Genomic DNA, 11,692 nt, shown 5'->3' with positions numbered 1-11,692 from the left:
AACACCATGTCACTAATCGAGAAGTGGATGACACCGGTAGTCGCCGAGCGGCTGCCGGTTCCCGCAGACTATATGGCCAATGAGCTGGTCGGTAATTTATTCACTGTATGGGCCGGGGGCTTCGGTATCGCCGTAATACCCTGGGCCATCTATTGCTATATGAAGAAAGGCAACGATATTCCACTGTGGATGATTCTCGGCGGTTTGATTTGCTCGCTGATCGAGCCGATGCTCGACCACCTGGGACACCTGTGGTACCCCACCAACCTGCCCGGGCCTGCGTTTATCGGCTATGACCTGAATATTCCGGCGCTGATACCACCCTGCTATGTCTTCTTTATTTCGATGACCGGCTACTGGGCCTATACCCGAATGAAACAGGGCCTGACCGTGAAAGGCGTGTTTATCACCTGGTTCCTTATCGCGATGACCGACGTCATTATGGAAATGCCTGGCACAGCCACGCAGGCCTATATCTACTACGGCGATGCCTCGTTCAAAATCTTTGGCTTCCCGCTGGCCTGGGGCTGGCTGAACGGCACCTCAATGCTGATGGTAGGTTTCCTGCTGTATCTGGTAGAGCCCTACCTGAAAGGTCGCAACCGTATTGCTTTGGCGCTGGTTTCAGTGGTCGCCATGGGCGCATCCTACGGCATTACCGCATGGCCCTACTTCATGTCGCTTAACCACGACATGCCGTGGATCGCCACTCGCCTGCTGACCTTGCTGTCACTCGCTCTGTGTCTGCTCGTTGTTCGCTTTGTCGCGGCACTGGTCGCCGACAAGTCAGTGTCTGCGGAAAACCCCGCTGCCGCACTGCGCACACAACCCGCATAACCCGCTCCAATGCACCGGCAGTCTTCGGGCTGTCCGGTGCCCTGATAAATTCATCGATTGCTATGACTGCTTTTGAACCTTCACCACAACAACCTGGATCAGCCAACGTGAGCAAGTCACCCGCCAACGATGCCAATGGTGTTGCCCCGCACATGCCCGGCGATGAAATGGTGTGGTTGTTCCTGTTAGGTGATATGGCCTGTTTTTCGCTTTTCTTTGGTATGTTCGCCTACTATCGCAGCGAGGCATTGGAGCTATTCCGCGAGTCACAGGCCCTACTCGATATTCATATCGGCTCGGTGAATACACTGCTTTTATTGTGCAGCTCCTGGCTGGTGGTTTTGGCACTGAAGGCGGTAAAGCGTCAACTTTGTCGCCAAGCCGCTCACATGTTAGTGGTTGCCGCTGCTTTAGGAACTGGCTTTCTTGTTCTCAAGGGCATGGAATACAGCGACAAAGCCGCCCTGGAAATTGACTATCTCAGCAATAACTTCTGGGTATTTTACTACCTGATTACCGGCATGCATTATTTTCACGTACTGCTTGGCGTGCCGATGCTGTTGTATTTTGCTTTCAGTCTTTACCGAACCGACAAGGTAGATGACACCGCCTATGCCAACATGGAATGCGGTGGCATTTACTGGCATATGGTTGACCTGCTGTGGATTATTATTTTTCCACTGATATACCTTATTCCCTGACACGGTGTTGTTGAAGCACTCAAAAAAATAACGGACCCGCCATGCGTGAACTGATACTCTCCAAGGAAACTGCAATCTGGTTACTGCTCACCGCCATTACCTTTTTTTCGTGGGCAGTAGGCAGTCACCACGGAATGCTGTTTGCCGATCATTTTATTGAATCTGCGGCTATTCTGATTCTGGCTTTTTTCAAGGCGCGGCTGGTCATCATCCACTTTATGGAAGTGGGGCACGCACCAAGCACATTACGCGTGTCCTGTGAAAGCTGGGTGTTATTCAGCTGCGTAGGTTTACTGCTCGCCAATAGCGGACAGCTGTCCCTCTGACAGTAACTACCGCGCCACCGTACCAAACGACGCTACGAATAACCAACACATCTTCGCCGCCGCGCAGCCAGATCGCGCCAACACCACGGAATAATTATGCTGAAAAACTTCGCTTACCACGCCGTTCTATCGGGCGGTCTGTGCTCGGTTTTGTCTGCACAGGCCGCCAATGGCATTTACCTTACCGCCTATGGCGCTGAAGCCACTGCTATGGGTGGCGCGGAAATCGCTGCTGTCAGTGACACCGGCGCACTGATCGCCAACCCCGCCGGACTCGCCAATATTGCTAACAGCCGCACTGACTACAGCGCAACCGCCTTCTCTATTGCGCGCACTGGCCACAAAGACGGCTACAGCGGTCGTACCCGCGTTAGCAACGAGCTGGGGTCTGTCGTCGGCGCAGGCCATGCCCGCCGGTTCAATTCCGAAAGCCAATTTGTATGGGGCGCCGGGGTGAACGTTGCCGGAGGTCTGGGTTATGTTTATAACAATCTCGATAACGTATACGGCACCGTTGACGACGCCACCTCATTATTTTCACTATTCCGGTTTTCCGGTGGACTCGCCTGGAACTACAGTGACAAGCTAAGGCTTGGAGTCGTCGTTGCGGCCACCTATGCGGGTGCAGAACAGAGCCTGTTTGAAGACACATCTGTCGCCACTGCCGAGCAAACCTTTTTCGGCGTAAAAGTGCGGGACTTGAGTGGCTGGGGCGGCGATGTAAAGCTGGGCATGCAGTATCAGGTTAATGAACAAGTTATCGTGGGTGCAAATTACACCACAGAATCGAAGATTGATCTTGATGGCGGCTCAATGACCGTCAACTACGAGGCGATAGGTGCCGGTCGAGTGACCTATCAGGACGTTTCCATGGAGGGACTGGAAACCCCGAGGGAATTCGGCATTGGCGTATTCTGGAAGCCCCGCGCGGATTGGGGGCTTTCCGCTGAAGCAAACTGGTTCGACTGGGCAGGCTCAACACGACGGTTGACACTATCCGCAAGTGACCCCGACAGGACTGCACCGGCCGACGAGCTGGAATTCAGCAGTTCAACGAAAATGCACAGCCAGATTGTTTACAGCATCGGGGTGGAAAAACACCTGGGCAATAACCGCACGCTGCGCGCAGGATACTCCTACCACAGCCTGATTCTCGACAAGGCCAGCCTGTCCCCTACTTTTGCTCTCACCCCCCGTCACGATTTGTCAGTAGGGTATACCAGTAAACTGAATAGACGTTGGCTGATAAATACCGCTCTGGCCTATCAGCCTCGTACCGAAACCCGCTATCACAACCCCGAAACACCCTTTGGGCCTTCGTCGGAAATTAACGAGTCATTGGCACTGCACTTCACCTTTAGCCAGATAAACCAGGGGAGCCGCCCGCTATGAACGAGCCACGCACTGACACTCTTTCTTACCCCCTCTCCCACACTCTTTCTCATACCCTTTCCCACACCCAGGCACCGGCAGATCTGGTCATGCCGGCACTGCCGCAGCTTATCACTACGGTGGCCTATGGCATCGGCGCGGTGATTTTTGTTATTTACGCCCTTTACCTGAGCAAGCGACATCGCAGCGCGGTGCCCCTGTTACTATTGCTCGGCTCCGTGCTGACCCTCTACCTGGAACCAGTGGTAGATTTATTGGGCAATGCGGTGCACCCGCAGATTGCCCAGTACAATGTACTAACTACCAATGGGCACCCCGTCCCCCTCGCGGTTTTGGTCGGCTACATTTGGTATTTCGCAGCCCTGCCGCTGCTGTGTTTTGACAAAATAAGAGCGCGCACACTTAAGCAAAACTTTGTCTGGAAAAGCTACGCAGCAGTTGTGTTCACCGCAGCCCTGGTCGAACAAATACCCCTGCATTTCGGGGTGTGGGTGTACTACGGCTACCAGCCCTTCAAGCTGGGCTATATGCCGTCCTGGTGGTTCTTCGTCAACACCACTGCGGTGATTGTGCCCTTCCTGCTCACCTATGCACTGATACCCAAACTCAAGGGTTTAAAACAAATCGCTTTGGTACTGATAATGCCCAGCGGCGCATTTATGGGCCACGCCGCTGCCGGTTGGCCCATGTACAACGCCCTGGGCACCGACACCCTGAATTTCCCCCAGTGGATAATTCAGGGTTCCAGTTTACTCAGTGTGCTGTTATCCCTTCTGGTAGTCTGGGTAGTGATGGCAATTATCGACCTGCCACGGCGCTAATTCGCGCCGACCAACGCTGCCAATTCGTCGAAGGCTTCGCGGGTATAAACAGCGATTTTCTGCATTGACGGCAGGGTGTCACGGCACGCGGTATAGCCGATATTCACCTCATCGGCATAGCTGGCCATGGTGATATTCAATGCCTGCCCATGGAACAGCACCGATGGCCCATAAATATGCTCCACCCGCGCACCATTAAAATACAAACGCTCGCGAGGCCCCTGCACATTGGAAATCACCAGATTGGCCGCGGGCCGCAAATGGCCACCCAGATTTAATATCGTCTCGGTGATATAGGGCGCCAGCACAATGGCGGTGTAGGCCTCTATGGCATCGGCAGAAAGCTGGCTCTGCAAGGCCTTGGCAGACTCCGTAGAGGCCCGCACCGCGTGAAGACGCTCGATGGGGTCTTCAAGGTCTGTGCCAAGGGTGGCATAAACAAAACTCAGGGCATTCCCCACACTGCCATCACCGGCGGGACGAATACTTACCGGCACTTGGCCCACAAGCGAGTGGCGGGGCAAGGCGGAAATCTCACTGAGATAGCGCCGCAGTGCCGCGCCGGTAATCGCGAGAAATACATCGTTCACCTTTGCTTCTGCCGCGCCGGCGACCGCTTTTAACTCGTCCAGCTCAAAACGCTGGGTGGCATAGCGACGATGACCGCGAATACGGGAGTTGAGCACCGACTTGGGCCCTTGATACGGGGCGAACAAGGCGTGGTCGCGGGTAAAATAGGAGTGCTTGCCAAGTGTGCCCAAGGCTCCCGCTATATTCATCAACCGCTTGCCCTGCTTTACGCCGTTGGCCAACGAAAGGGCCTTCGCGTCGGCTTTAGGTGATGATTTACGCGCGCTGAGGCCCACGCTCCAGGGGGGCACCAAACCCCGTTGCCCGGGGTCACTACTGAAACAACGCGCCATTAGCCTGGCCGCGCCCATACCATCGAGTTGGGAGTGATGCAGCTTGAGATAGAGCGCAAAGCGATTGTCCTCCAGACCTTCAATGATGTAGACCTGCCACAGTGGCCGACGGCGATCAAGACGGTGTGAGTGCAGGCGCGACACCAGCACACCCAACTGCTGCTCTCCCCCCGGCGCGGGCAAGCCCACGTGCATGAGGTGGTATTCCATATCCAGCTCGTCATTGGGCACAATCTCCCATTTGGGCACCAGACCCTTGGCCAGACGGTAGTTAAACGGCGGGGCAAACTGCTGGGATTTGCGCCACTCGCTGACCAGACGCGCGACAAAATCCGGCTCCCCCTCTGGACAGCTCATAAAAATAAGCGGCCCGAAATGCGCCGGGGCTTCGCGCTTCTCGATATACAGCCACGCGGCATCCATTGGATTTATTGCTACCGTTTCCATCTACACCTCATTAGATCCGTCATATCAATCCGTTGGCGAACATAAACAAGCCCAAAACACTATGCACATGGCGGGCCAGCGCAACACCGTAGCAGGGTTATTCGCCGTTGCATTCGTCGCAATCGACGATTCGCCGACAACAGAAAAAATACGCTTAAAACAAGGAAATCGCCGTCACTTGGGTTAAAATAATCGCACTCAACAAAGTCTTAAACTCTTTGTCCGCAACAGTCAGGGAACCCCCATTGCCAGCGAAAAGACCCGGCGCCAGCAACGCGCGCAAAAAGATTCTCGACGTATCGACCCGCCTGTTTGCCAAACACGGTTTTGATGCTGTCACCATGCGACAGATTTCCAAGGAATCCGGTTTGTCGATGCCGTCAATCTATCACCACTTCGGCAATAAAGAAGATCTGTTTAAAGCTGTCGAAACCGAAATGTACAGCGCCCACGCGCAAACCCTGTTGCATGAAATTCAATCTGACGCCTCAACCGAAGAGCGCCTGCGAAAATTTATTGTCGCCATGTTTGAACGACTGGACAGCAACCCCGATTACCTCAAATTATTACAACGCAACCTGGTTGATGGCTGGGAAGAAAACCAGGCCTTCCTGGTGGAGCTGTCGCTGCAAGGCGTGGTCGATGAACTCAAGCTACTGCTTAACCAGTACTCGCCTGGAAAAGGCAACGGCATTACCCCCGTGGCAATCTTTTCCATGATTCTGGGCTTTGTCACCATGAGCCCGGTGATCCGTCACCTCAAAGGCGAACAGATCGCCGCCTTTACCAGCAACAACCGCGCCGCCTTTGTCGAAGTGGTCATCGACTTTATAAAGTCCAGCAAACACTAAGCTATCTCGTCGCATCCGACGAGTGTGGCTTTCATAACGCCGTTTACTATTACTCCATTGAATAATTGGCCACCCCGCTCCGACCATCACAGGAGCGCGGGACGGCTGTGCATGTTTTTTGGAGAGAGGAAATGACCGGGCAGGTTCTGTTTATTACTGGCGCTGGTAGCGGCATAGGCCAGCTTTCTGCAAAGCGCGCACTGGCGGAGGGCTGGAAAGTCGCCGCCATCGACGTTAACCAGAAGGGCCTCGATCAGCTTGGCAACAGCCCCGCGTTATTAAAACTGGTCTGTGATATCACTGACGCCCGCGCGGTTGAAGAGGCCGTCGCCCGCTGCGAAACCGAGCTGGGCCCGATTTTCAAGCTGGTCAATGCAGCGGCAATTATGCCGTTGGCGGAGATTATGGATCAGGGCCGCGATACAATTCACAAGATAATGGCCATCAACTATGGCGGCATGGTCAACGTCAGCCAGGCCGCCCTGCCCCGCCTGCTTGCTCGCAAACAGGGACAGTTCGTCAACTATGCGTCAATGGCCGGGCACTGGCCCATCCTGTATATGGGCGCCTACAACGCCTCGAAGCACGCCGTCGCCGCCTACACCGAAGTGCTGTATCACGAAACCCGCAATAGCGGTGTTCGTATCGTATGTGTCTGTCCACCGATTGTCGCGACACCTCTACTGGAACAGGCCCGGGATTGCTGGCCAAAAATCTTCGATGTGTTTCCGCCCATTACCCCCGAAGATGTCCTCGACGCGATAGAGCGCAAACTAAAGGGCAAGGGATTGTGGGTCTTCCCCGGCCCGATGACAGCCACCAGCTGGCGGCTGCGTCGCTGGATCCCCGGTCTGGTGTGGAAAATCGTGCACCGAATTGAAAAGCGATAGCCCCATCGCGATACCTCGTTGACCAATAAAGGTGATTCTGCAACACTCGATTTTCAATAATAATCAGGAGTCTCTGCGGGTATGGCAGCAGAACGCAGAAACTACACAACGCGCATCGCCAAGGCAAAAACACTGCCTCCGCGACGCTCAGCCATCAACCTTCAGCGTCAGGCCATCAGCGACCGCGAGGGCGATTTATCCCGAGCGCGCCTTGTCGTAATCCAGGCACCCGCAGGGTTCGGCAAGACCACCGCGATGATGCAGCTGATTGACGCTGACCAGCGCAGTGGCAATCTGGTCGCGTGGTTGACCCTCGAAGAAGCCGACAACGACGTGACGCGCTTTTTGCGCGGGTTCGCTCTCGCTCTGCACAATGCCAACCCTGCCGCCCCCATGGACAGCGATCACAGCCGCAACGCCGATCTGGCGGATTGGATCATTGCAACCATTGAGGATGCACAGCAGCCCACCAGCATCTACTTCGACAATTTCGAAGCGGTGCACAATCCGGTGGTGCTGGGGTTGATCCAGCGCGGCATTCAGTCGCTGCCACCGGGCTCCCGCGCCATCATCGCCAGCCGCAAGCAAGCGGAACTCGGTCTTGCCAAACTCCGAGCCAGGGGCGAGCTGATCGAATTTGATGCCAGTCACCTGCGCTTCTCCAGCGAGGAAGCGGCAGAGCTGATAAACCGGGCACTGGGCAGCACGCTGACAGCCTCCCAGCATGAGCGCCTCTACCGCAGCACCGAGGGCTGGGCTGCCGCACTCTGGCTAGCCTCAATGGCATTGCGTGATAAAACGGACGCCGAAACCTTTATACAGTCGTTTTCAGGCTCTAACGCCGCCGTAGCGTCGTATCTTGCCGAGGACGTTCTGCGCGGTCTGAGCGAGGAATTACGCCAATTTTTACTGCGCATCAGTGTGCTCGACGAACTGACGCCCGAGCTCTGCGACGCCGTTACCCGACGCCGCGATAGCGCAGATCTGCTGACAACCCTGCATCAACAGGGTCTCTTTGTGCAATTGGAAGATGAAGGCCAGAGCAACTACAGCTTTCATGCGCTGTTTCGGGACTTCCTCAGAACCCAGCTGGAACGACAGTGCAGCGACGCCGACATCGCCGACCTTCACCATCGCGCAGCGGAGGCTTATCTGCAGCGCAAACGCCCTATTCCAGCCTTGCATCATCGCTTCCGATCCCGCGACTACACCCGGGCAATAGCCTTGCTGCAAGCACATTTACCCAAGCTGCTTGACGATGGCAGGCTACGTCTGACACTGCGACTTATCGACACCCTCCCTGGCTCCGTATTGGCGGAACACTCCTATCTCCAACTGGTACGAGCATGGTGTATCGCATTTACCCGAGGCCCCAATGAGGCACTGGCGATCGTCAGCGGTATTCAAGCGGAAAAGCTGGACAGCAATGGTCGGGCGAATCTGTTGGTGTTGCAGCCGATGTTATTGGCGATGACCGATCGCATTGAAGAATCCCACACCATCGCCCTGGGCGTGCTGCCAAAAATTGATGGCAGCCATCACTTCGCCCTGTCCATGCTTTACCAGTCGCTCACCCAAACCAGCATCATTCTCGGCGAGCACGACAACGCTCGAAAATATGTCGATAAAATTCGCGGCGGCAGTATAAAAAGCGGACTGTTCGGCGCTGTTTTAGCCGAATCAGCAGAAGGTCTACTCGACCTGATGAAGGGACAACTCAGCCAGGCGATTACTCGGCTGCAACACGCCATGGACACCTTCGCCTCTTCCCGCGAGGGCGACCGCCGGGGCATCACCCTTGCCGCCATACAGTTGGCCGAAGCCCTCTACGAAGCCGGCAAGGTCGATGACGCGCTGAAACTGGTCGATGCCTACTCTCCGCTGGTTCAGGAAATCGGGCCCGCCGATGCCCTTATCAGCGCCAGCGTAGTGCATGCCAAAATTGTTTACGAACAGGACCGCAATCGCGCAATGGAGTTGCTGCTGGAGCTTGAAGAACGGGGGCGCATACTCAAACTTCCCCGTGTCGTGGCGACCGCCCGCTTGCAACGGGCCAATTTCTGGCTGGCGGAGGGCAACGACAGCGGCGCCGAAGAGCAAATTCGTATCGCGGAGCAACTGTTTGAATGGCCTGATTTAAACCAATGCTGGTACGTGGCCAACGACTATCTGACACCGGAAATATGCCGCTTGCGCTGGATGCTACGCACGGGCAAGGTAAACACTGCCCTGCCTCAGTTACGCGACGCCACTCGGGAGGCCGAGCGCAGTCAGCACAACCGCCGTGCCCTGAAACTCAGGCTTCTATTGGCCGAAGCCTACCAGGAAGACGGGCAAACCAACCTGGCGCGCAGAACCATGGGCAAGGCGCTGAAAATGGCCCATAGCGAGGGATTCATGCGCTGCCTGACCGAGGAAGGCAACAATATCGCCGGCCTGATCAATGATATTCAAGCCGGCCACGATGGTGGCGAGGACGCGCCCTCACTAGCACCAGCAGAACCGGCCCACGCCGTTGGCAACGTACTTAACGACCCCCTGACACCCAAGGAAATGCAGGTGCTTAGCCTGCTCGCTGAAGGGCTGTCGAATATCGCCATGGCCGAAAAACTGTTTGTATCAGAATCAACAGTGCGCACCCACCTGCGCAGTATTAATCTCAAACTGGATGCAAAAAACCGCACCGAAGCAGTGGTTATCGCCCGACGACTCAAGCTGGTTAACTAGCGCCACTCAGCAATGAGCGGCGCAACCTTCACTCCGTCATCAAGTTCTCAGGAGGCGAGTGCTTCCCGATACTCCTGGATCAACAGGCGCTTCAGCAATTTACCATTTGGCTCTCTCGGCAGGGTGTCGCGGAAATCAATTTTTCGCGGACACTTGATAGAAGACAAGCGCTCCTTGCAAAAGGCGATCAGCTCTTCCACCAGCGCGTCATCGCCAGCAACACCTGCTTCGAGCTGCACAACCGCCCGCACCTCTTCACCAAAGTCCGGGTGAGGCGTGCCAATGACCGCCACATCGAAAACCTTCGGGTGAGTGATTAGCAGGTTCTCGGTTTCCTGGGGGTAAACATTCACCCCACCGGAAATAATCATATTGCTCTTGCGGTCAGTCAGATACAGAAAGCCGTCTTCATCCAGATGACCAATATCACCCACGGTCGCCCAACCTTTTTCGTTATAGGCTTCGGCCGTCTTGCTGTCGTCATTGTGATAGCTGAATGGTACACCATCGGCAAAGTACACCAGACCGTCCTGACCGGCAGGCAATTCATTACCGGCTTCATCCAGAATATGGGGCACACCCAGTAGCGGACGACCGACAGTTCCCGGGCGAGACAACCAGGCTGCGCTGTCGGTGAAGGTCATGCCAATAGCTTCGGTACAGGAATAGTATTCAAAAACTATCGGGCCCCACCAGTCGATCATCAACTGCTTGGTCTCTATTGGACACGGCGCTGCCGCATGCACAGCCACTTTCTGGGAGGACAGGTCGTACTTATTGCGAACATCCTTCGGCAAGCCAAGTAACCGATGGAACATGGTCGGCACCCACTGACTGTGGGTTACGCGATAGCGCTCAATGGCCGCCAGCGCGCCCTCGGCATCGAATTTTTCCATCACGACAACAGTGCCACCAATACAGGTGACGGCCTGGCCCCACTTCATCGGCGCAGCGTGATAGTGAGGAGCTGGCGACAGGTAAACCGTGTTCTCGTCAACGCCAAAGCCCTTTTGCAACAGCATGGCAATGGTGGAGGTGCTGCCCAGCGGCAGGCCGGTCATTTGCGGCTTGACACCTTTGGGCTTGCCGGTTGTTCCGGAGGAGTACAACATATCGCTCCCCTCCAGCGTGCCCTTGATCGGGCTGTCTTCAAAGGCGGAAATTTCATCCTCCAACACCGGCAGGCCCGCCACCGGGTCGAGGCTATAGATCTTCGGCGGATTTTTCAGCGCGCGCAGCGCATCCAGCACCGGCTCGGCGGTTTGGGCGCTGACCACCACCACCTTCGCGTTGCAGTCGCCAACTATATAGGCCACCTCGCCCGAGGTGAGTCGAGTGCTGACAAAGGTGTAGTACAGCCCGGCATAGTGGGCGCCCCACTGAATTGCGAGACAGTCCAGGCGATTTTCCACCAGGTAAGCAACGTGCTCTCCGGTTTTCAGGCCCAGCCATTGGTACATTCGACCCAGACGGTTGGCATAGGCGTCAAGCTCACCATAGCTGATGGACACTCCCGACTCGGCCATAATGGCGGCGGCTTTATCCGCGAGCCTTGGCACCAGCGCCCCCGGGTACAATTTTGCTTCATTATTTTGCTGACTCACAGTCTTCCTCCTGCGGTCGCCGCCGCGACCTTACCCGCTGAATAACTCGAATTCCGCAAATTGCGGTTCAATCTCCATAGGCTAATTGTTGAAAAGACGCCGCGTAATTGAATCGTCGGAAGCGACGATAACAAGCTCGGCCTCGCTTCCTATGATGGTTCCATATTCAGAAC

10 protein-coding genes are annotated in these 11,692 nt (G+C 55.6%); 8 read left to right on the top strand and 2 right to left on the bottom strand.

What is annotated here, in order from left to right:
• The first annotated feature begins 6 nt into the window (after nucleotides 1–6).
• From HCU74_RS01425 to HCU74_RS01405, 5 genes are all read left to right on the top strand, one after another.
• Nucleotides 7–837 carry a hypothetical protein gene (locus HCU74_RS01425; protein ID WP_168448611.1) on the top strand — a complete coding sequence of 277 codons (831 nt, stop codon included), beginning with the start codon at nucleotides 7–9 and terminating at the stop codon, nucleotides 835–837.
• 107 nt (nucleotides 838–944) lie between these two features.
• Complete coding sequence (locus HCU74_RS01420; RefSeq protein WP_168448610.1) at nucleotides 945–1,538, top strand: cytochrome c oxidase subunit 3; 594 nt, start codon at nucleotides 945–947, stop codon at nucleotides 1,536–1,538.
• A 41-nt stretch (nucleotides 1,539–1,579) separates the two neighbouring features.
• Nucleotides 1,580–1,864, top strand: coding sequence for a cytochrome C oxidase subunit IV family protein (locus HCU74_RS01415; protein WP_168448609.1), 285 nt, complete (start codon nucleotides 1,580–1,582; stop codon nucleotides 1,862–1,864).
• A 96-nt stretch (nucleotides 1,865–1,960) separates the two neighbouring features.
• Nucleotides 1,961–3,256: an OmpP1/FadL family transporter gene (locus tag HCU74_RS01410; protein WP_168448608.1), complete on the top strand. Its 1,296-nt coding sequence runs from the start codon at nucleotides 1,961–1,963 to the stop codon at nucleotides 3,254–3,256.
• Nucleotides 3,253–4,077, top strand: coding sequence for a hypothetical protein (locus tag HCU74_RS01405; RefSeq protein WP_168448607.1), 825 nt, complete (start codon nucleotides 3,253–3,255; stop codon nucleotides 4,075–4,077). Before HCU74_RS01410 ends, HCU74_RS01405 begins: the two co-directional genes overlap by 4 nt.
• Here the strand turns inward: HCU74_RS01405 and HCU74_RS01400 are convergent.
• Nucleotides 4,074–5,447, bottom strand: coding sequence for a WS/DGAT/MGAT family O-acyltransferase (locus HCU74_RS01400; protein ID WP_168448606.1), 1,374 nt, complete (start codon nucleotides 5,445–5,447; stop codon nucleotides 4,074–4,076). The two genes, HCU74_RS01405 and HCU74_RS01400, sit on opposite strands and share 4 nt — an antisense overlap.
• A 245-nt stretch (nucleotides 5,448–5,692) precedes the next feature.
• Between HCU74_RS01400 and HCU74_RS01395 the strand changes: the two genes are divergently transcribed.
• From HCU74_RS01395 to HCU74_RS01385, 3 genes are all read left to right on the top strand, one after another.
• Nucleotides 5,693–6,298 (top strand): TetR/AcrR family transcriptional regulator, encoded by a 606-nt coding sequence (locus HCU74_RS01395; protein WP_168448605.1) that lies wholly within the window; start codon nucleotides 5,693–5,695, stop codon nucleotides 6,296–6,298.
• Between the two features lie 131 nt (nucleotides 6,299–6,429).
• Complete coding sequence (locus HCU74_RS01390; protein ID WP_168448604.1) at nucleotides 6,430–7,188, top strand: SDR family NAD(P)-dependent oxidoreductase; 759 nt, start codon at nucleotides 6,430–6,432, stop codon at nucleotides 7,186–7,188.
• An 81-nt stretch (nucleotides 7,189–7,269) separates the two neighbouring features.
• The gene (locus HCU74_RS01385; RefSeq protein ID WP_168448603.1) at nucleotides 7,270–9,915 is read left to right on the top strand and encodes a winged helix-turn-helix domain-containing protein; all 2,646 of its coding nucleotides are present in this window, start codon (nucleotides 7,270–7,272) and stop codon (nucleotides 9,913–9,915) included.
• Between the two features lie 47 nt (nucleotides 9,916–9,962).
• On the opposite strand, the gene HCU74_RS01380 is transcribed toward HCU74_RS01385, so the two are convergent.
• Entirely contained in the window at nucleotides 9,963–11,519 is a 1,557-nt protein-coding gene (locus HCU74_RS01380; RefSeq protein ID WP_345889641.1) for an acyl-CoA synthetase, read from the bottom strand.
• Nucleotides 11,520–11,692: the final 173 nt, after the last annotated feature.

Origin of the sequence: Spongiibacter thalassae, from assembly GCF_012272835.1 — a bacterium.
GTDB classification, from domain to species: Bacteria; Pseudomonadota; Gammaproteobacteria; order Pseudomonadales; family Spongiibacteraceae; genus Spongiibacter; species Spongiibacter thalassae.
This window is presented reverse-complemented; position numbering and strand designations above follow the sequence as displayed.

Coding starts and splice junctions, on each gene's coding strand:
- HCU74_RS01425 (WP_168448611.1), top strand. CDS start 7: ATGTCACTAATCGAGAAGTGGATGACACCGGTAGTCGCCGAGCGGCTG.
- HCU74_RS01400 (WP_168448606.1), bottom strand. CDS start 5,447: ATGGAAACGGTAGCAATAAATCCAATGGATGCCGCGTGGCTGTATATC.
- HCU74_RS01385 (WP_168448603.1), top strand. CDS start 7,270: ATGGCAGCAGAACGCAGAAACTACACAACGCGCATCGCCAAGGCAAAA.
- HCU74_RS01390 (WP_168448604.1), top strand. CDS start 6,430: ATGACCGGGCAGGTTCTGTTTATTACTGGCGCTGGTAGCGGCATAGGC.
- HCU74_RS01405 (WP_168448607.1), top strand. CDS start 3,253: ATGAACGAGCCACGCACTGACACTCTTTCTTACCCCCTCTCCCACACT.
- HCU74_RS01415 (WP_168448609.1), top strand. CDS start 1,580: ATGCGTGAACTGATACTCTCCAAGGAAACTGCAATCTGGTTACTGCTC.
- HCU74_RS01410 (WP_168448608.1), top strand. CDS start 1,961: ATGCTGAAAAACTTCGCTTACCACGCCGTTCTATCGGGCGGTCTGTGC.